The organism is Streptomyces sp. NPDC034086, from assembly GCF_055575515.1.
The window spans coordinates 280,391-299,473 of sequence record NZ_JBVISM010000002.1 but is presented as its reverse complement, the minus strand read 5'-3'; the positions used below and the strand labels follow the sequence as shown (position 1 = coordinate 299,473).

The window sequence follows — 19,083 nt, the reverse complement described above, 5'->3', positions numbered from 1 at the left end:
AGGTGAAGGGTTCGCGCGCGGGACGGACGGGGCCGAGGGGGCGTCAGCCGCTTCCCGTCAGGTGCCGTACCGCCGGTGGCGGGCGGCGTAGTCGCGCAGGGCGCGCAGGAAGTCGACCTTGCGGAAGGCCGGCCAGAAGACCTCGCAGAAGTAGTACTCCGAGTGCGCGCTCTGCCACAGCATGAATCCGGACAGCCGCTGCTCGCCGCTGGTGCGGATCACCAGGTCGGGGTCGGGCTGGCCGCGGGTGTAGAGGTGCTCCGCGATGTGGTCGATGTCCAGGACCTCGGCCAGCTCCTCGAAGGAGGTGCCCTTCTCGGCGTGCTCCAGCAGGAGCGAACGGACCGCGTCGGCGATCTCCTGGCGGCCGCCGTAGCCCACCGCGACGTTGACCAGTATCCCGTCGACGTCGTGGGTGGCCTGCTCGGCCTCCTTCAGCACCGTCTGGGTGCGCGCGGGCAGGATGTCGAGGTTGCCCACGTGGTGGACGCGCCAGCGGCCGTCCTCGGCGAGGCCCCGGACCGTGTTCTCGATGATGTTGAGCAGGGGCCGGAGCTCGACCTCCGGCCGGTCCAGGTTGTCCGTGGAGAGCATCCACAGGGTGACGACCTCGACGTCCGTCTCGGTGCACCAGCCGAGCATCTCGGAGATCTTGTCGGCGCCGGCCTGGTGGCCCTGCACCGTCGTGCCTCCGGACGCCTTGGCCCAGCGCCTGTTCCCGTCCAGGATGACGCCGATGTGCTTGGGCGACGCGTCATGGTCGAGGCGGCCTTCCACCCGGCGTGCATAGAGCCTGTACACCAGGTCGCGCAGCTTCACGATCTTCGAGCCCCTCCGTGCAATGCCCCCGTGCCAATTGCGGTCTCCCCCGAGTCCGCCACATTACTGCGCGCCGGGATCGGGTACCCAACTCGGTCGGTCAGACGTACGTGATAGCAAGGACATCGTGACTGATAACAATCCCTATCGGGCAGAGCCTTCGCGCTACGACTCCATGCAGTACCGGCGCACGGGCCGCAGCGGCCTCAAGCTCCCCGCGATCTCCCTCGGCCTCTGGCACAACTTCGGTGACGACCGGGCCCTGGAGTCCCAGCGGGCCATCCTGCGCCGCGCCTTCGACCTCGGCGTGACCCACTTCGACCTGGCCAACAACTACGGCCCGCCGCCCGGTTCGGCCGAGCTGAACTTCGGGAAGATCTTCGCCGGGGACTTCGCGCGGTACCGCGAGGAGCTGGTGCTCTCCACCAAGGCCGGCTACCTCATGCACCCCGGCCCGTACGGCGAATGGGGCAGCCGCAAGTACCTGCTGGGCTCGCTGGACGCCTCGCTGAAGCGGATGGGCGTGGACTACGTCGACGTCTTCTACTCGCACCGCTTCGACCCGCACACCCCGCTGGAGGAGACCATGGGCGCCCTCGCGTCCGCGGTCCAGCAGGGCAAGGCGCTGTACGTGGGCGTGTCCTCGTACACGGCGGAGCAGACGGCTCGGGCCGCGCGGATCCTGACGGACATGGGCGTGCGCCCGCTGATCCACCAGCCCTCGTACTCCATGATCAACCGCTGGACGGAGGAGGACGGGCTGCTGGACACCCTGGAGGAGGCCGGCATGGGCTGCATCTCCTTCGCGCCGCTCGCCCAGGGCCTGCTGACCGGCAAGTACCTCCAGGGCATCCCGGAGGGCTCGCGCGCCAGCCAGGGCAAGTCGCTGAACCCGTCGCTGCTCTCGCAGGACGTTGTCCGCCGGCTCACGGGGCTGAACGAGATCGCGGCCCGGCGCGGCCAGTCGCTGGCCCAGCTCGCGCTGACGTGGGTGCTGCGCGACGACCGGATGACCTCCGCGCTGATCGGCGCGTCGAGCGTGGGGCAGCTGGAGGAGAACGTCGCCGCGCTGGCCGGAGCGCCGCTCACGGAGGAGGAGCTGAAGGAGATCGACTCCTTCGCGGTGTCCACCCCCGGCACCAACATCTGGGCCCAGCGCGGCTGACCTGCGCTTTCGGCCCGAGGGGGCGGAGAACGGAAAACGGGCCGGTCCGTGGGGGGGATACGGACCGGCCCGAGGGGGGGGTTCCACCATAACCCTTCGTAAAGCGTCCTGCGTGCATCGGCGCGGGATGATTACGCTCCGAATCCGCCCAGCAGCACTCCGGTGAGGGATCCGGCGGCCATGAAGGGGCCGAAGGCGAACCCCTGGTCACGGCCGGCGCGGCCGCTCAGCACGAGGCCCAGCCCGTACAGGGCCCCGTAGAGCAGCCCCAGGAAGGCCCCCGCCGCCCATACCCCCCACCCGTACCACCCAAGAGCGACCCCCAGGGCGAGCGCCAGCTTGACGTCGCCCAGGCCCATGCCCGCCGGGTTGATCAGGAACAGCAGCAGGTACGAGGCCCCGAGCGCGAGCCCGCCCAGCAGCGCGAGCCGCCACGACCCGGCGGCGCCCGGCAGCCGCGCGGCGGCGCCGAGCAGCGCGGCGCAGGCGGCGGCCAGGGGCAGGGTCAGCACGTCGGGCAGCCGGTGCACCGCGAGGTCGACCAGGGCCAGCAGCACCAGCACCGGCGCGAGTGCGACGAACACCGCCGCCTCGGGCCGGGCCCCCACGGCCGCCCCGAGCGCGGCGCACACCCCGCCGGTGAGGACGGCGAGACGGCCCGCGCGGGGCCCGTACCCGGGGGCGGGGCCCAGCCAGCCGGCCAGCGGCCGCCCCCGCGGGCAGTGACCCCGCCAGGGCTCCCCCGGCCGCACCGACAGCCGGTACGCGGCGCGCGGCAGCGCCAGGCCGGCGGCCGCGCCGTACGCCGCCGCGGGGATGATCACGAGTGCGCCCATCCAGCCGACGGTAGGCCGCCGCACGGCGGCACGGATGGGCCCCAGGACCCCATCGGGGGACGGGCCTTAGGGTGGCCCGCATGGCGCACTGGCAGGACGGCCCCGGCACCCTCCGCATCGGCACCGTGGTGGTCCCCCTGGAGGTCGCCGCCTCCTACCGGGCCCGCACCCGCGGGCTGCTCGGCCGCGACGGCGTCGACGGGGCGCTGCTGCTGACCCCGGCGGGGAGCGTGCACACCTTCGGGATGCGGTTCGCGATCGACGTCGCGTACCTCGACCGCCGGATGCGCGTCATCGCGCTGACCACCATGCCCCCCGGCCGCCTGGGCCTGCCGCGCCCGCGCTCCCGGCACGTGCTGGAGGCCGGGGCGGGGGCCATGTCGGGCTGGGGCCTGGCCGTGGGGAGCGTGGTGGCCGTCTCGGCCGGGACTGGGTGAGGCGCCGCGCGGGCGGTAGGTTGGGGCGGTTGAGCTGGGGTCTCAGGGGAGCGGCATGACGGAGAACGCGCGGATCAAGGCGCTTGAGCAGATCATGCCGGCGACGCACGGCGCCGACGAGGACATCGACTGGCAGGCGGCCGAGGCCGTGTGGGGGACGCGGTTCCCGTCGGACTACGTCGCCTTCATGGGGCGCTTCGGCGCCGGTTCCATCAACGGCGAGGCCGGCATCCTGCTGCCGCTGCCCAAGCCGGGACTGCAGTGGGACCCGGCGGAGATGGCCGAGGAGACCGCCAACGCCCGGCAGGCGTGGGAGGCGGGGGGCGGCCGGGCCGCCTTCGACGTGGACCCGGAGTCGATCCTCGCCTGGGGGGTCACCGCGGGTGCCGACATCCTGTGCTGGCTCACCACCGACCCCGACCCCGACCGGTGGCCGGTGCTGGTCGTGGGCCGGCACACCGCCGACGCCTTCGCCGTCCACCCGTACGGCATGGCCGAATTCCTGCTGCGGCTGTGCTCGGACGAGTTCGACGTGAGCCCCGTCAGCATCACCTTCTGGGACGGCGGCCACCTCAGCTTCGTGCACTGGCGCAAGGCCCAGCGCCGCTGGCAGGAGGGCCGCAACCCCGAGACGGGCGAGCCCGACCCCTACGCCGGCGACTTCGCCGGCTAGCCGGCCGGTCGGCCCCCGCCGGCCCCCGTCCGCCACCGCGCCCGCCCGCGCCCGCCCGCGCCGCCGGAAAGCGTCCCAGCCCGTTTCCCTCCCGGAAACGGGCTTTTCCGTTGTCTACGCGCGTCCGACAGACCCCCCGCATATCGGAAAACACAAATCCGAAAAGACGCCGTTGGAGCAACCGCCACAACTGCCGACCCGATGGAATCGAGTCCGCCGCCCTCAGGAGAGAATTCCGGCCAGACGGGCCACGGCGGGACACCCCAGCCCGGAGCAACTCATAAGTAATAACCGGACTCAAAAGAAAATCAGGGGTATCCACCCGTGCGAAGAAGAATGTTCGGCGCGGTCGCGTCAGCAGCCGTGTTCGGCCTGCTGACACCGCTGTCCGGCTGCGGAAGTTCCTCCGGCGACGGTGACGGCGGCGACGCGCTGCGCCTGGTCGCCGCCGAATACGGCAACACCTCCGCCAACAGTTCCAAGGCTTTCTGGGACAAGGTGACGGCCGATTTCACCAAGGCGAACCCCGGCATCAGGGTCGAGGTGAAGCTCATCCCGTGGGCCGACATCGACCGCGAGGTCTCCCGTATGGTCGACGCCGGCAAGGCGCCCGACATGGCCCTCATGGGCTCCTACTCGGACTTCGCCGCCCAGGGCAAGCTGTATTCCGCGGAGGAACTGCTCTCGGTCACCGCCGAGGCGAACTTCCTCCAGCCGCTGGCCGAGGCCGGGTCCGTCGGCAACACCCTCTACGGCCTGCCCTTCGTGGCGAGCAGCCGGCTGCTCTTCTACAACACCAAGCTGTTCGCCGACGCGGGCATCGTCCCGAAGGACGGCTCGGCCTCCTGGCAGCCCAAGACCTGGACCGACCTGAAGGCGGCGGCGACGGCGCTCAAGGCGAAGGGCGTGCGGTACCCGTACGCCCTGCCCCTGGGCCCCGAGGAGGCGCACGCGGAGGCGATGATCTGGGAGCTGGGCAACGGCGGCGGCTACGCCGACAGCAGCGGCAACTACAGCCTCGCCTCGGACCAGAACATCCAGACCTTCAAGTGGCTGAAGGAGCAGCTGGTGGGCCCCGGGCTGACCGGCCCGGTCCCGCCCTCGCAGCTGAACCGCGCCGACGCCTTCGCCGCGTTCCTGCGCGGGGAGGTCGGCATGCTCAACGGCTACCCGTCGCTCACCCACGAGGCGCGTGCCAAGGGCATCACCGTCGGCACCGTGGCCATGCCGGTCTCGGAGTACCTGGGCACCGGCGAGACCCCGCCGGCCGTGGGCGTGGCCGACTGGATGATGGCCTTCAAGCAGAACGGCAAGCGCGAGGAGATCGGCAGGTTCCTGGACTTCGTCTACCAGGACAAGAACCTGGCGGACTTCGCGGGCCGCTACCACCTGCTGCCCTCGACGGTCACGGCCTCCCGCACCCCCGCGGGCGGCGGCCTCGACAAGAACGACGAGCAGTTCCTGACCGCCCTGCGCGGCGCGCAGCTCTACCCGGTCAACGACCCGGCGTGGGTGACGGTCAGCGACACCATCAAGCGCAGCATCGGGCGGGCCGTGGAGCCGGGCGGCGACCCGAAGGCCGTCCTCGAGGACATCTCCGCCCGGGCGAGCGCCGCCTCGAAAAAGAAGCGCTGAAGGTCCCCCGTCCACTGGGGCCTCCGCCTCCCTGCCGCACCCCATCCCGTACGGCAGAATGGCCGACGGCACTTGATCCAAGGCCGTGGCCCGGTCGCCCGCCGAGCACCCACAAGGTGCGCGGGGCGACAGGCCTCCTCCTCTTCTCCCGCCGGTGCTACGCCGGGCCGTTCTTCCCGGAGAACGCCGTGCGGTAGCGCTCGCAGCCGGAGTCCCAGCGCAGCGTGCCCGTCAGCGTCCCGTAGTGGGTGCGCGTGACCGACCACTCCACCGTGTACCGACCGGTGTCGCACGCGATGCGCTCGCCGCCCGCGACCTTCTGACGCCCCGTCGCCGGCTGCCCCGTCAGCTTCCGCTCGACCTGAGCCCGCGCGGTCCCGCGCGCGTCGCGCAGTACGGCGCGCAGGACGATCGGGTGCGTGCCGTTCTTCGTGGTCAGGCCCTTGTTCACCAGCACGTCGGACACGGCCCAGGCGAACTCGTACGAGGGCGCCCAGGACAGCGTGTCCGGGTCGGCGACCTGCCGCTCGTCCCGCGGGTCGCCGGGGAGCGAGGGCCGGGAGACCGTCTCGTACTGGATCCCGGGGTGGAAGCGGACCTGGCCCTCCAGCTTGTGCTTCTGGTCCTTGGTCCACAGGGACTTCATCTCGTGCTCGCCGCCGGCCGGGTCCTGGAGGTAGCCGGTGCCCGGAGCGGCGGTGGCGGACGCCTGGCCGAGGGCGGGGGCGACGGCCGCGGCGGCCGCGGCGAGGGCGAGTGCGGCGGTGCGAGTGCGCTTCATGCCCGGACCAACGGGCCCCCGCGGCGGGCCGGAACGATGCCGCGCGCGCGTTCACCCGTACGGGAACGGCCGACGCGCGCACAGGTGACAGATTGCCCCGCCGGACCGGAATGCCGTCCGCGCGGCTCTGGTTGTCTGTGCACGACGGGCGGACGGACGGTCCGCGAACGGTACGGGGGACGGCATGGGTGTGACGGTGAACGGGACGGCCGCGGCGGGCTGGGAGACGGTCCGGGAGGCGTTCGAGGCCTTCGTGGCGCTGGAGCCCCACCCGCCGGAGGCCCAGCTGGCGGTCCGCCACCACGGGCGCACCGTGGTCGACCTGTGGGGCGGCGAGGACACCGACGGCGACACCCTCAGCGGGGTCTTCTCGATCACCAAGGGCGCCGCGCACCTGGTCGTGGCGCTGCTGGCGCAGGAGGGCGTACTGGACCTTGAGCGCCCGGTGTCGGCGTACTGGCCGGAGTTCACCGGGCACGGCAAGGAGCGGCTGACGGTGCGGCAGCTGGTCGCGCACGGCTCCGGGCTGATCGGCTCCGACGAGGGCTTCTCGTACGAACAGGTCGCGGACGACGCGTTCGTCGCGGCCCGGCTGGCCCGGCAGGAGCCCTTCTGGGAGCCGGGCACGGCGTACGGCTACCACGCCTTCGTGATCGGCGCGCTGACGGGCGAGGTGGTGCGGCGGGCCACGGGCCGCTCCCTCCAGGAGGTCTACGAGGAGCGGGTGCGGGCGCCGTACGGGCTGGACCTGTACATGGGGCTGCCGGAGGGGCTCGCGGGCCGCTGGAAGCCGGTGCTGGAGATGCTGCCGACGCCCGCGCAGGCGGAGGTGCTCGCGGCCGGAACGATGCCCACGATGATGCGGATCGCCTTCAACCAGCACCACGAGCCGCCGATGGACGTGGTCGCCTACGCCAACCACCCGAAGGTGAAGGCCCTCGGCCCCGCCTCGGCCGGCGGCGTCGGCACGGCGCGCGGCGTGGCGGCCCTGTACGCGGCGGCGATCGGCGGGCTCGACGGTCTTCCGGCGCTGCTGACCCCGGCGACCCTGGCCGACGTGGCGCGGCCGCACACCCCGGGCACGGACGCGGTCACGGCGGAGACCGACCACTTCGGGCTGGGCTTCGAGCGGCAGCACGCCGTGGGCCCGGAGGCCTTCGGGCACTGCGGCGCGGCGGGCGGGCTGGGCTTCGCCGACCCGGTCACGGGGATCGCCTACGGGTACACGCGCCGCCGGTTCGGCTTCCCGGGCGGCACGGCTCCGGAGAACGGCCCGCTGGCGGCGGCGGTGCTGAAGGTGGCGCGGGCGCTGTAGGGCCCGGCGGCCGGCGCGTCAGGAGGGGTCGGGGGCGGTGCGTACCGGGAAGCCGGTGGGGCGGCCCTGCTCCTTCAGCCAGGCCAGGACCTGGTCGAGGGCGGCGACGGTCTGCCGGCGGTCGCCGCCCCCGTCGTGGAAGAGGACGGTGGGGCCGTTGCCGATGCCGCGCTTGACGGCGTCGACGATGGCGGGGGTCCCGGGCCTGCCGAAGTCCTTGGTGTCGACGTTCCAGCCGAGCGGGCGCATGCCGTGTGCGGCGGCGATGCGCCGGCTGTCGGGGGTGAAGGCGCCGCCCGGCGCCCGGTAGTACTGGACCTCGGCTCCGCCGGCCGCTTCCTCGATCAGCTTCTTCGCGTCGAGGATCTGCGCCTGCTGGTGGGCGGCGGGCTTCCTGTCCATGGACGTGTCGTGGTCCATGGAGTGGTCGCAGAGCCGGTGGCCGGCCGCGGCCACCTTCTTGACCAGGTCGGGCCGGGCCTCGGCCTGCGGGCCGATCATGCAGAACACGGCCTTCGCGTCGTACCGGGCCAGTACCTCCAGGACCTGCGGGGTCCAGCGGGGGTCGGGGCCGTCGTCGATGGTGATGTTGACGGCGTCACCGCCGGCCTCGGAGGCGTGGGCGATGCCCTCGGGCAGCCGGGCCGGCGCGGCACCCGGCCCGCCGGCGCCCCCCGGGCCGTCGGCGGCGCTCCCGCCCGCGGCCTGCCCGGGCCGGGGGGCGGGGCCGCCGTCGGGGGCGACGAGGGCACCGGCGGCCCAGAGGGTGGCGGCCACGGCGACGGCCGAGGCTCCGACTGCTATCCGGCCGCCGAGGCCGTGCTTGTGCGTACGCGTCATGTCCACTCCCCGTCCGGCCTTGAAAGGGTCCTGTGGGTCAGACGTCGGAACGCCTGGCGGAGTTCCCCTGAATTGCCCCACGAGTTCCGGGTAATCGTGGATTTGAGTCCGAATACCCGAGTCTTCCCGTCAGTTGGGGCTGACGGGAGGGCCGGCGGCGGGTACGGAAAAGGCGGGTGCGGTCCGGGACCTCCCGGACCGCACCCGCCTCACCGGCAGACAGGGGGCTCAGTGCGCGAAGGAGTCCTGCGGGGCCTGCGCGGCCTTGGCGGACCCGCCGTCGGCCGGGGCCGGGCCGGCGCCCCGCAGCGGGACCTCCTTGACGAACCAGGCGAGCGCGAAGCCCAGTACGGCGATCGCCGCGCCCAGCAGGAACGCCGAGTGCGTACCGGCGGCCACCGCGTGCTGGTAGGCGTCGCGCACCGCCTCGGGGAGCCTGGCCAGGCCGGCCGCGTCCAGCTGGGCGGAGCCGGCGGCCTCGGCCGCCTGCGGGCCGAGCCGCTCGGACATGGTGTCCGTGACCCGCGAGGTGAACAGGGAACCCATCAGCGCCACGCCGAAGGAGCCTCCCAGGGTGCGGAAGAGGGTCGCCGAGGAAGAGGCGACGCCCATGTCCTTCATGTCGACGCTGTTCTGCGCGACCAGCATGGTGATCTGCATCAGGAAGCCGAGACCGGCGCCGAGGACGGCCATGTAGAGGCCGGAGACCAGGCGGGAGGTATCCGTGTCCATGGTGGCGAGCAGGAACAGGCCGACGACCATCAGGGCGCCGCCGGCGATCGGGAAGACCTTGTACTTTCCGCTGCTGGTCGTGACACGGCCCGCGACGAGCGAGACGGCCATCATCGAGAGCAGCAGGGGCAGGAGCAGCAGGCCCGAGTTGGTGGCGGAGGCGCCCTGGACGGACTGCTGGAAGAGCGGGAGGTAGACCACGGCGCCGAACATGGCGAAGCCGACGAGGAAGCCGATCACCGACATCAGGGTGAAGTTGCGGCTGCGGAAGATGTGCAGCGGCATGACCGGCTCGGCGGCCTTGGTCTCGGCGTACAGGAACGCGGCGGTCGACACGACTCCGACCGCGATCAGGCCGATGATCTCGGCGGAGCCCCAGGCGTACTCCGTGCCGCCCCAGGTCGTGACGAGGACGGCCGAGGTGATGGCGAGGGTCAGCAGGGCCGCGCCGAGGTAGTCGATCTTGCCCTGCGCCTTCTTCTTGGGCAGGTGCAGCACCGCGCTGACCATCGCGAGCGCGACGGCGCCGAGCGGCAGGTTGATGTAGAAGGACCAGCGCCAGCCCATGTGGTCGGTGATGGTGCCGCCGACCAGCGGGCCGCCGATCATGGCGAGGGCCATCACGCCGGCCATCATGCCCTGGTACTTGCCGCGCTCACGGGGCGGGATCAGGTCGCCGATGATCGCCATGACCCCGACCATCAGGCCGCCGGCGCCCAGGCCCTGGACGGCGCGGAAGCCGATCAGCTGGCCCATGTCCTGGGCCATGCCGCTGAGCACGGAGCCGATGAGGAAGATGATGATCGAGGTGAGGAAGGAGCCCTTCCGCCCGTACATGTCGCCGAGCTTGCCCCAGATCGGCGTGGAGGCGGCCGTGGCCAGGGTGTAGGCCGTGACCACCCAGGAGAGGTGTTCGAGGCCGCCGAGCTCGCCCACGATGGTCGGCATCGCCGTACCGATGATCATGTTGTCGAGCATGGCGAGCAACATTGCGATCATGAGGGCCATCAGGACGACGCGTACGCTGCGCGGCTTCACCTCCCCGGTGCCCGCTGCCTCTGCGATGTTCTCCGCCATGTCCACTCCCCGCTCACACGCAACCGCACCGGGCACTTACTTGCCGCCCGGCTAGTTCACTACAATGGGGCAAGGTAGACCCGTCACTAGCCGGGCGTCAAGTAAGTACTCGGGAGAGCCATGTCCAGCACCGGTCCGCAGCAGCCGCGCCGTGGCAACACGCGCCAGCGCATCCAGGACGTCGCACTGGAGCTCTTCGCCGAGCAGGGGTACGAGAAGACCTCGCTGCGGGAGATCGCGGAGCGGCTGGAGGTCACCAAGGCGGCGCTCTACTACCACTTCAAGACCAAGGAAGACATCATCATCAGCGTCTTCGAGGACCTGACGCGTCCGATCGACGAGCTGATCGAGTGGGCGCAGGGGCAGCCGCCGACGCTGGAGACCAAGCGGGAAGTCCTGCGCCGCTACAGCGAGGCCATGGCGGCGGGCGCGCCGCTGTACCGCTTCATGCAGGAGAACCAGGCCACCATGCGCGAACTGAGCATCGGGGAGACGGTCAAGCGCCGGCTGTTCACCCTGGTGGAGCTGCTGCGCAACGAGGAGGGCCCGCTCACGGACCAGGTGCGGTGCGTGAGCGCCCTGTTCACCCTGCACGCGGGGATGATGTTCCTCCAGCACGTGGAGGGGGACCGGGAGGAGACCCGGCTCGCGGCCCTGGAGGTCGCGACGGACCTGATCACCCGGGCCCACCACGGCGAACCGTAGTCACGGGCGGCGGGCCCGGGCCCCTCAGGGGCGGAGCCGCCGTTCGGACTCCTCGATGGGGACGTCGTTGATGCTGGCCTCGCGGCGGCGCATCAGGCCGTCGTCGTCGAACTCCCACTGCTCGTTGCCGTGGCTGCGCCACCACTGGCCGTCCGCGTCGTGCCACTCGTACTCGAAGCGGACGGAAATGCGGTTGCCGGTGTACGCCCAGAGCTCCTTGCGCAGGCGGTAGTCGAGTTCGCGTTCCCACTTCTCGGCGAGGAACGCGCGGATCTCGGCGCGGCCGGTGAGGAAGCGGTCGCGGTTGCGCCAGACGGAGCCCTCGGAGTAGGCGAGCGCGACCCGGTCGGGGTCGCGGGTGTTCCAGGCCTCCTCGGCGGCCCGCACCTTGGCGCGGGCGGTCTCCTCGGTGAACGGCGGTGTGAGCATGGGCGGTTCCTCCCGGAGGGCAACTCGGAGAACGTTCGTTCTCAAAGTAGAGAACGAGCGTTCTCGTGGCAAGCGGTCCTGAACTACCCTTCACCCCATGGACGATGAAGAGGCCCGTACCCGGCTGCTCGACGCCGCCGAGGCGCTGTTCTACGCCGAGGGCGTCCAGGCCGTCGGCATGGACCGGATACGCGCGGAGTCGGGCGTACCGCTCAAGCGGCTCTACCGGGTCTTCCCCTCGAAGGAGGCCCTGGTCTCCGCCTACCTGGAGCGGCGCAACGCCCGCTGGATTGCCAGCCTGCGGGAGGCGGTGACGGCCGCCGCCGAACCGGTGCCGGCCGTCTTCGACTGGCTGGCGCGGTGGTTCTCGGAGCCGGACTTCCGGGGCTGCGCCTTCCTCAACGCGTACGGGGAACTGGGCGCGGGCCCCGCCGCGGTCCTGGACGTCGTACGCCGCCACAAGACGGGGCTGCGGTCCCTGCTGGGGACCCTCACCGACTCCCCCGTCCTCGCGGACCAGCTCCTGATCCTGGCCGAGGGCGCCACGGTGGTGGCCGCCCTGAACCCCGGCCCGGAACCGGCCCTGCGGGCGCGCGAGGCGGCCCTGCGGCTGCTGGAGGCGCCGCGGGGCCGGGGCGACGGTGACGCCCCGGGCCGGTGACCGCCTCCGCCCGGCCCGGCCGCCGGCCCGCCGCTCCCGGGGGGCGGGCGGGAGGGGCTTGACCCTCGACCTGGTGGAGGGACCAGAGTGCCGGTCGTGGGGAACGAGATGCGCAGTATCGGCGAGATGGCACGGGACAGCGGACTGGGCGTGAGCGCGCTGCGGTTCTACGACGGCGCCGGGGTGCTGGTACCGGACCGGGTGGATCCGGTGAGCGGGTACCGCTGGTACGGGCCCGGGCAGCTGGACGAGGCGCGCCTGCTGGCCCGTCTGCGGCGGGCCGGGATGCCGCTGGCCGACATCCGGCTGGTGACCGCCGGCTGGGCCGGGGGCGACAGCGCGCTGGTGCTGAAGCTGCTCCGGGAACACCTGCTCCGGCTGGAGCGGGGCCTCTCCGGTGCGCGCGCCGAGTTCTCCGCGGTCCGTGCCCTTCTCGATTCCAGGGAGAACACCATGAGTCCGGCCTCCGCCGACACCCGCACCGTCCGCCTGACCCTGTCCGGCCCCGCACTGGCCGCCGCGCTGGACGCGGTCCGGTTCGCGGCGAGTACCGATCCGGAACTGCCGATGCTCGGCGGGGTCCTCTTCGACATCGAGGGCCGGACGCTGCGGGTGGTGGCGACCGACCGCTACCGGCTGGCCGTCTCGGCGGCCGGGATCACCGGTTCCGCGGAGTACGACGGCTCCCGCGTCCAGGCCGTCGTCCCCTCCCCGCTGGCCGACGCGATGCGGGCGCTGCTCGGTGACGACGGACCCGCGGAGCTGGTGCTCGAGGGGGACAGGGTGGTCCTGGAGACCGGGGAGCGGCAGGCGGGCGGGCGGTGCGCCGGGGAGGGCTTCCCCGACTACCGGAGGCTCGTACGGCTGCCCGCCGGGCGCCGGGCCGTGGTGGACGCGGCCGCGTTCCGGGAGGCCCTGCGCGGCGGGCCCGCGCGGAGGCAGGTGCGGGAGCAGGACGGCGCGGCGTACGACGTGAGCGTGCTGGAGGTGACGGACGGGGGCACGGTGACGGTATGCGGGCAGGTCTCGCCGGAGGACCGGGCCGGGGACGGGGCCGGAGAGCGGGTCGGGGTGAACCGCGCGTTCCTGCTGGAGGCCCTGGCGGCCGGGGACCGGGACCGCCTGGTCCTGGAGGCCGGTACGGGCACCACACCGCTGGCGGTCCGCCGGAGCGACGACGACGAGACGTACTCGCTGCTCATGCCGGTGCGCGTGGAGGACTGAGCCCGGCCGGTCCGGTGGGGTCCGGTGGGGCCCGGTGGGGTCCGGTGGGGTCCGGTGGCTGTCTCCTAGGCCGCCCGGAGGGCCGCGGCAAGGGCGGCGAGGGAGTCGGCCGAGGCGTACACGGTCCTGGCGTCGACCACCCCGGCGGCGCCGAGGTCGAGACGTACGGGCGGGTCCAGGTGCACGGCGACCTCCAGGGAGTCGCCCACCGAGCAGGCCACCGCCTCCGGCTCACCCGGCACGGGACGCGGCCCCCGGCCGGCCACCGTACGGATCACCGGCGACACGGACCGGACCGCCGAGCGCGGCAGGGTCACGTCACCGAGGAACCCGGTCCGCAGGACCAGCCGCTCCGCGTCCACCTCGTGCGGGTGCCGGAGCAGCGCGGCCACCAGGGCGAGGCCGGCCAGCACCAGCAGCACCTCCGCCGCCGCGTGCACGGGCCGGGCCGGGGGCGGCAGCATCGAGGACAGCAGGAACGCGGTGACGGCCTCCATCACGACCAGGGTCAGCACCAGCTGCCGCACTCCGGCCGAATGCCGCACCCCCTGCGCGGCCGGCCGCCGCAGCAGTACGTCCGCCAGCGACCGGCCCCACACCCGCACGATCCCGCCCCTGGTCGGCCGTGCGGTCACCGCCCCCGTCACCGTCTCCCTGCCCGCCATCTGGAACCCCCGCTTCACCGTCGACCGGGTCAACTGCTCCCACTGTCGGGTGGGTTCCGCGGGGACGAAAGTGACAAATGTCAGCGCCGGGGTAGGCGTCGCGGGTGGGGCCGGTACCGGCGCGGTTGCGGTGGCCTAGCCGGCCGAGCCGGCCGAGCCGCGGGGGAAGGTGATCTCGACGCGGCGGTTCTTCTTGCGGCCCTCTTCGGTGCTGTTGTCGGCGATCGGGTAGTCCTCGCTGTAGCCGCGGACGTCGTAGGTCACGCCGGGGCTGGTGACGGTCTTGGCCAGTTCGGCCTGGACGGCGTCGGCGCGCTGCTTGGAGAGTTCCTTGCCGTGCTCGTAGCTGCCCTGGTCGTCGGTGAAACCGAAGACGCGGATGCGGGTGGCCTTCTGGGTGTTGATCTCCTGCGCGATGGCCTGGATGCGGGAGGCGGCCTGGGCGTTGAAGACGGCACTGTTCTCGGGGAAGAGGACCTCGGACTGCAGGGCCATCATGACGTTCTGGTTGGTCTCCTGACGGCGCTGCTCACCGCCGAGGTCTTCGACGACCTCGGCGATGTCGAGCACCTTGATGGGCGCGAGGGTGCCGCCCTGGGGGATCTTGAGGCCGGGAGCGTTCGGGTCGACCTGCACGGGCGCGGCGGCCGATGGCTCCGTGCCGGGGGGGACGGAGGGCTTGGGGTCGTCGGCGTGGGCGCTCGTCGCGCCGATGAGGTGGGTCCCGGCGATGACGAGAGCGGCGACGGCTGCGGCCGCGGGTACGCGGTGGCGTTTGGTCATGGGGTCACCCGGAGATTTTGACGGTGGCCGAGGCGAAGGTGGGTAGGTTGAAGTCCACCTCTGTGACCGAAGCGGGGGGCGTCGGGAACTGCGCAAAGAACGGCACGCTCTGACCTGCATTAATGACGGTCAGTCCTGTCGTGCACAGGCACCGGCCATCAGTGTCACGGAGCACGTAGTACCGCTTCTTCCCTGCCTTGTCGACCACTGTGACGCCGGCAACGGAGGCACCGCTGGCCTTGAGTTCGTTACCACGCCAAGCCGCAGTGCTGGTAAAGGGTTGGGTGCTGTTGTTCTTAAGCTGGCCGCTAATCGTAAGAAAACCCCCGGTGTCGCGCACGGCCGAGTTGACAATCAAGTTCATGCCGCCCTCGCCGTTGACCGAGGCGAGAATCTCAGTCGGAGCAGGCTTGGGTTCGCCACTCTGCACCTGAGGCTTGGGGGAATCCCCCTGCGACTTCGTCGACGACGGATCTTGCGAGGCCTTGGTTTTACCATCCCCCCCGCCGCAACCCGCCATCGTGATCGCCAGAGCGACTGCAGCCACGGCAGCCACTCCCCCGCGAATCTTCGCCGAGTGCCGAGTGCTCATCTTTGCAGCTTCCTTTTCTCGCATACTTGTCAATCGACCAGTCGAACCGTGAAGAGCGCCTTTGCTAGCTTGCCGAGCGAGCCCGGCTTCGCCAGGTCCAAAGAAAGCACCTCCCCATCACAGAGGAACGTGACGTTTCCCGGTCCCGGCGTTGAGCTGGGACTTGGGCTCAGGCTCGGACCCGGCGTCAGGGGAGGGGAGGGGGTTGAGGGTGCTGCCCGAAGAGAGCATCGGGGTTGGACACGGGCCTTGGCAGTGGCCTTGCCGTGGACGCTCTCAGTGCCCGGTACAACCGATTTCCCGACGGTCCCATTCGTGGTCACCCTGACGGTGATCACGGGGATGGCTGCTTCACACTCCGCAGCGGCACCGTTCAGAGTGGCGAATTCGAGTCCCCGCGCACAAGCTCCTCGCCCTGAAAGCAGGTCCCCATTGACGAGTTTGGCCCAGTCGGCAGGGTTCAGGTTGACCAAGTCGATGCCTGAAAAAACGTTGTCCCTGACCTCCCCGGCAGCTGCAAGGGCGGCCGCATCTGCAGCACCCTGAGCATTGCTGCGCGTGACGCCAGCCCGCCCCACCACGAAGAAGACCAGGGCGGCGAAGAGCAGGCCTACCACGACCACGATGTAGATAGGAAACGCCTGCCCTCTCTGCCCGTCACCTCCCAGGATCAACTGCCAGCGGTGACAGCTGCCACCGCTGCGGCGATCCTGTTCGTAATGGCCTGCCCAATGCCAGTACCGACGATGGCTCCGATGATCACTACGACCACCAGGATGATGCCCAGGTACTCGAACGCGGTCTGTCCCCGGTCGGGGTTCGCGTAGCGCTTGCGGATCCGCTTCACCGTCGTGTCCGTCCAGGCGCTGACGCGGACCTTCGCCTCGACGGAGACCTTCAGCAGCGTGTTGTTCGACATGGGGGATCCCTCCCGGTCCGGTTCCGCAGTCGATTCGCGGACCGTACGGGGAGTGACGGGCGATAACCAAGGGTCCCGGGGCCCAAATACGGTCCCATTGCGCACGGTGTCTACCCATGGCCAGTCACTCCCGGACGGGCGGTTCCCAGCCAGCGGGCTATCGCCTCGCTGCGGCTGGTGCTCTGGAGCTTCGCGAAGATGCGGTTGATGTGGTTCTTGACCGTCTTCTCGCTGATGAAGCAGGCGCCGGCGATCTGCTGGTTGTTCATGCCGGACGCGATCAAGTCCATGATCTCCGCCTCCCGCGAACTCAGGCCGAACACAACGGAGTTGTGCATGCGCTCCGTCGACTGTGCCACGGAAGGTTGCGTTTGCGAAGAGGCCCGGAGTTCCGCGAGGACGGCCGTGGCTGCCGTCGGGGTGAAGTGGGCGCGGCCGGCGCGGATGTCGCGGACCGCGCGTACCAGGTCGTCGGCGGTGAACTCGCCGTGGATCAGGTAGCCGCCCGCGCCCAGGAGGAGGGCTTCGCGGACGACCTCCGCCTCCTGGCTGTACGTCAGCATCAGGACCGGCGCCAGGCACACCAGGTGCGGCAGGGCCGAGATGCCGTCCACCCCCGGCATCCGGACGTCCAGCAGGATCACGTCCGGGGCGTGGATCCGGGTCAGGTGCAGGGCCTCGCGGCCGTCGCGGGCCTGGGCCACCACGCGGAGGTCCCCCGCCGTGGCCAGGAGCGCGCTCAGGCCCGCCCGTACCACCGGGTTGTCGTCGGCGATCAGGACGTCGATCGGGGTCATCGGATGCCCTCCAGCGGGAGCGAGAGACGGACGCGGGTGCCGGGGCGGCCCGCCGGGCGGGGGCCGAGCGACAGGGCGGCTCCGATCGCCGCCGCGCGTTCCCGCATGCCGAGGACGCCGAAGTGGCCCCCGGAGGGCAGCCGCGCCGGCAGGCCGCGGCCGTCGTCCTCCACCGAGACGGTGAGGTGCGTGCCGGTCACCGACACCGTCAGCAGGGTTTCGGTGGCCCCCGCGTGGCGGCGTACGTTCTCCACCGCCTCCGCGGCCACCGACAGGACGTGCCCCGCCACGTGCGCGGGGAGCGCGGGCAGTTCCCCCGACACCCGGACCTCCGCGTCCAGCGCGCGCAGCGCCGGCAGCAGGGGGACCTCCTCGGCGTCCCGCAAGCCGCGCCGCAGGTCCGTGAGCAGGGCACGGGACTCGGAGGCCGCGCGGCGGGCCGCCGCGGCCACCAATTCGGCCTGGTGGCGCAGGGCGGCGGGGTCCGTCGTGCGGGACAGGGCGTCGGCGCTGAGCGCGAGGCCGTGCAGGGTCTTGGACACCGAGTCGTGCATCTCCCGCGCCAGCCGTTCCCGCTCCTCCCGGACCGCCTCGGCCGCGGCCAGCCGCGCCCGGGTCCGCGACAGGCGGAAGAGGAAGTCGCGTACGGAGGAGCCGGCCGCGCCCGACAGGACGCACAGGAGGGAGAGGGCCAGGCCGCCGCCCAGGGCCGCCACCACCACCGTCTGCGCCGCCGCGAACACCGCGGAGCCCCGCCAGCCGTAGGCCAGCCCGGCGAGCAGCGGCGTCCCGAGGGCGACGAGCCCCAGCGGGGAGGAGGGGGTGGCGGTGATCAGCAGCAGGGCGCCCACCGCCATGTCCGCCGCCAGCGGCCAGCGGTGGCGCAGCAGGAGCGGTCCGAAGCGCTCCCAGTCCCGGTAGAGGGCGTAGGAGAGGGTGAAGGTGCCCACCACCGCGCCCGCCACCAGGCAGGTCGGGACGCCCGGCGCCGTACGGCCCAGGGCCAGGGGGGCGCCGAGGGGGATCATCACCAGCCGTACCGCGAACACCTGGCGGCACAGGGCCTGGAGGGCGTTGGCTTCCAGGCGCATGGTTCAGCCGCCTCCCAGCAGGGCGCCGAAGTCGACGTTGGCGCCGTAGACGAAGCCGCAGACCAGCAGGATCAGGGTGCCCGGCAGCATGAACATCGTCACCGCGAAGGTGGCCTTGGGGACGGCCCGGGCGGCACGCCGGCGGGCGTTCTGGGCGTCGGTGCGCCGCATGTCCTCGGCGATGGCGATCAGGGTGTCCACGATGGGCGAGCCGAGTTCCTCGCCCTGCTGCAGCGCCGTGACGAACTGGGCGACCTGTTCGCTGTCGTTGCGGCGGCGCAGTTCGTCGAAGGCCTGGCGGCGGCTGACGCCCATGTCCAGCTGCTGGAGGGTGATGCGGACCTCGTCCGCCCAGGGGCCCTCGTACTTGCCCGCGACGCGTTCGAGGGCCTGGCGGAAGCCGAGGCCCGCGCTGACGACGACCGCGAGGACGTCGAGGAAGTCCGGCAGGGTGCGCTCGATGTTGTCGCGCCGGATCCGGATGGCCGACCACAGCCCGGCCTCGATCCAGAACAGTCCGAAGGCCACCATGAGCAGGGCCGGGACGAGTTTGCCGTTGAGCAGCATCGCGAAGGCGCCGAGGCCGCCCAGGAAGCCGTAGACCGCGCGCCGGGCGGCGTACCGGTCGATGGTGAGGCCGGCCGGGTTGCCGGCCATGTCGATCTGGCGGCGTTTGCGGGCCACCCGCTTGGGTCCCATCAGCCGCAGCACCAGGGGTGCCCAGCGGATGCCGAGCCGGTCGACGGCCGAGCCGACGGCGGTGGTGCGGGTGGCGCCGACCTCCAGGGCGAGGGCGAGGTCGGTCGGGAGTTCCACGTCGGCGCGGTAGAGCCGGACGCCGTGGAGGATCCCGAAGACGGAGAGGGCGGCGGCCAGGGCCAGGAGGAAGGGGAGGTAGGTGTGCATC

At 71.9% G+C, this 19,083-nt stretch carries 22 protein-coding genes; 8 read left to right on the top strand and 14 right to left on the bottom strand.

All coding sequences use genetic code 11. The features are described from left to right. Positions 1-57 precede the first annotated feature (57 nt). Positions 58-819, bottom strand: coding sequence for an isoprenyl transferase (locus ACZ514_RS06780; protein ID WP_388934243.1), 762 nt, complete (start codon positions 817-819; stop codon positions 58-60). A 127-nt stretch (positions 820-946) separates the two neighbouring features. On the opposite strand from ACZ514_RS06780, the gene mgrA reads away from it, so the two are divergent. After that, a complete protein-coding gene (gene mgrA, locus ACZ514_RS06775; RefSeq protein ID WP_468169732.1) occupies positions 947-1,984 on the top strand; it encodes an L-glyceraldehyde 3-phosphate reductase in 1,038 nt (345 codons plus the stop codon). Positions 1,985-2,115: 131 nt separating this feature from the next. Here mgrA and ACZ514_RS06770 read toward each other — a convergent pair whose 3' ends face one another. Then, the gene (locus ACZ514_RS06770) at positions 2,116-2,820 is read right to left on the bottom strand and encodes a prepilin peptidase (protein ID WP_468701736.1); all 705 of its coding nucleotides are present in this window, start codon (positions 2,818-2,820) and stop codon (positions 2,116-2,118) included. An 80-nt stretch (positions 2,821-2,900) separates the two neighbouring features. Between ACZ514_RS06770 and ACZ514_RS06765 the strand changes: the two genes are divergently transcribed. The 3 genes from ACZ514_RS06765 to ACZ514_RS06755 all read left to right on the top strand — a co-directional run bounded on the left by ACZ514_RS06765 (position 2,901) and on the right by ACZ514_RS06755 (position 5,565). After that, positions 2,901-3,257: a DUF192 domain-containing protein gene (locus ACZ514_RS06765; protein ID WP_468701734.1), complete on the top strand. Its 357-nt coding sequence runs from the start codon at positions 2,901-2,903 to the stop codon at positions 3,255-3,257. A 55-nt stretch (positions 3,258-3,312) separates the two neighbouring features. Beyond that, positions 3,313-3,930, top strand: coding sequence for an SMI1/KNR4 family protein (locus ACZ514_RS06760; RefSeq protein WP_468169741.1), 618 nt, complete (start codon positions 3,313-3,315; stop codon positions 3,928-3,930). Positions 3,931-4,266: 336 nt separating this feature from the next. Then, positions 4,267-5,565: an extracellular solute-binding protein gene (locus ACZ514_RS06755; RefSeq protein ID WP_468170150.1), complete on the top strand. Its 1,299-nt coding sequence runs from the start codon at positions 4,267-4,269 to the stop codon at positions 5,563-5,565. Between the two features lie 157 nt (positions 5,566-5,722). On the opposite strand, the gene ACZ514_RS06750 is transcribed toward ACZ514_RS06755, so the two are convergent. Then, complete coding sequence (locus ACZ514_RS06750; protein ID WP_468169744.1) at positions 5,723-6,346, bottom strand: hypothetical protein; 624 nt, start codon at positions 6,344-6,346, stop codon at positions 5,723-5,725. Between the two features lie 184 nt (positions 6,347-6,530). Here ACZ514_RS06750 and ACZ514_RS06745 point away from each other — a divergent pair, with 184 nt between their 5' ends. Further along, entirely contained in the window at positions 6,531-7,661 is a 1,131-nt protein-coding gene (locus tag ACZ514_RS06745) for a serine hydrolase domain-containing protein (RefSeq protein ID WP_469124280.1), read from the top strand. Positions 7,662-7,679: 18 nt separating this feature from the next. Here ACZ514_RS06745 and ACZ514_RS06740 read toward each other — a convergent pair whose 3' ends face one another. Beyond that, the gene (locus ACZ514_RS06740; RefSeq protein ID WP_469124279.1) at positions 7,680-8,501 is read right to left on the bottom strand and encodes a polysaccharide deacetylase family protein; all 822 of its coding nucleotides are present in this window, start codon (positions 8,499-8,501) and stop codon (positions 7,680-7,682) included. A 228-nt stretch (positions 8,502-8,729) separates the two neighbouring features. Then, the gene (locus tag ACZ514_RS06735) at positions 8,730-10,310 is read right to left on the bottom strand and encodes an MDR family MFS transporter (RefSeq protein WP_468169753.1); all 1,581 of its coding nucleotides are present in this window, start codon (positions 10,308-10,310) and stop codon (positions 8,730-8,732) included. A gap of 120 nt (positions 10,311-10,430) precedes the next feature. Here ACZ514_RS06735 and ACZ514_RS06730 point away from each other — a divergent pair, with 120 nt between their 5' ends. Beyond that, positions 10,431-11,015: a TetR/AcrR family transcriptional regulator gene (locus ACZ514_RS06730; protein WP_468701724.1), complete on the top strand. Its 585-nt coding sequence runs from the start codon at positions 10,431-10,433 to the stop codon at positions 11,013-11,015. Positions 11,016-11,039: 24 nt separating this feature from the next. On the opposite strand, the gene ACZ514_RS06725 is transcribed toward ACZ514_RS06730, so the two are convergent. Next, the gene (locus tag ACZ514_RS06725) at positions 11,040-11,444 is read right to left on the bottom strand and encodes a nuclear transport factor 2 family protein (RefSeq protein WP_469124278.1); all 405 of its coding nucleotides are present in this window, start codon (positions 11,442-11,444) and stop codon (positions 11,040-11,042) included. Between the two features lie 97 nt (positions 11,445-11,541). Here ACZ514_RS06725 and ACZ514_RS06720 point away from each other — a divergent pair, with 97 nt between their 5' ends. Both ACZ514_RS06720 and ACZ514_RS06715 read left to right on the top strand, forming a co-directional pair. Beyond that, positions 11,542-12,105 carry a TetR/AcrR family transcriptional regulator gene (locus ACZ514_RS06720; protein WP_469124277.1) on the top strand — a complete coding sequence of 188 codons (564 nt, stop codon included), beginning with the start codon at positions 11,542-11,544 and terminating at the stop codon, positions 12,103-12,105. A 96-nt stretch (positions 12,106-12,201) separates the two neighbouring features. After that, complete coding sequence (locus ACZ514_RS06715; protein WP_469124276.1) at positions 12,202-13,329, top strand: DNA polymerase III subunit beta family protein; 1,128 nt, start codon at positions 12,202-12,204, stop codon at positions 13,327-13,329. Between the two features lie 65 nt (positions 13,330-13,394). Here ACZ514_RS06715 and ACZ514_RS06710 read toward each other — a convergent pair whose 3' ends face one another. The 8 genes from ACZ514_RS06710 to ACZ514_RS06675 all read right to left on the bottom strand — a co-directional run bounded on the left by ACZ514_RS06710 (position 13,395) and on the right by ACZ514_RS06675 (position 19,082). Then, the gene (locus ACZ514_RS06710; RefSeq protein ID WP_469124275.1) at positions 13,395-13,964 is read right to left on the bottom strand and encodes a hypothetical protein; all 570 of its coding nucleotides are present in this window, start codon (positions 13,962-13,964) and stop codon (positions 13,395-13,397) included. 165 nt (positions 13,965-14,129) lie between these two features. Continuing rightward, positions 14,130-14,777 carry an OmpA family protein gene (locus ACZ514_RS06705; RefSeq protein ID WP_469124274.1) on the bottom strand — a complete coding sequence of 216 codons (648 nt, stop codon included), beginning with the start codon at positions 14,775-14,777 and terminating at the stop codon, positions 14,130-14,132. 4 nt (positions 14,778-14,781) lie between these two features. Next, positions 14,782-15,324 carry a hypothetical protein gene (locus tag ACZ514_RS06700; protein WP_468169774.1) on the bottom strand — a complete coding sequence of 181 codons (543 nt, stop codon included), beginning with the start codon at positions 15,322-15,324 and terminating at the stop codon, positions 14,782-14,784. 74 nt (positions 15,325-15,398) lie between these two features. Further along, positions 15,399-16,043, bottom strand: a complete 645-nt coding sequence (locus ACZ514_RS06695) for a pilus assembly protein TadG-related protein (protein WP_468169776.1) — start codon at positions 16,041-16,043, stop codon at positions 15,399-15,401. Further along, positions 16,040-16,288: a hypothetical protein gene (locus tag ACZ514_RS06690; RefSeq protein ID WP_468169779.1), complete on the bottom strand. Its 249-nt coding sequence runs from the start codon at positions 16,286-16,288 to the stop codon at positions 16,040-16,042. The genes ACZ514_RS06695 and ACZ514_RS06690 overlap by 4 nt, the downstream gene beginning before the upstream one ends. A 110-nt stretch (positions 16,289-16,398) precedes the next feature. Continuing rightward, positions 16,399-17,085: a response regulator gene (locus ACZ514_RS06685; RefSeq protein ID WP_468169782.1), complete on the bottom strand. Its 687-nt coding sequence runs from the start codon at positions 17,083-17,085 to the stop codon at positions 16,399-16,401. Next, a complete protein-coding gene (locus ACZ514_RS06680; RefSeq protein WP_469124273.1) occupies positions 17,082-18,176 on the bottom strand; it encodes a sensor histidine kinase in 1,095 nt (364 codons plus the stop codon). The genes ACZ514_RS06685 and ACZ514_RS06680 overlap by 4 nt, the downstream gene beginning before the upstream one ends. Positions 18,177-18,179: 3 nt before the next feature. Next, positions 18,180-19,082 carry a DUF5936 domain-containing protein gene (locus ACZ514_RS06675; protein WP_468169788.1) on the bottom strand — a complete coding sequence of 301 codons (903 nt, stop codon included), beginning with the start codon at positions 19,080-19,082 and terminating at the stop codon, positions 18,180-18,182. Position 19,083: the final 1 nt, after the last annotated feature.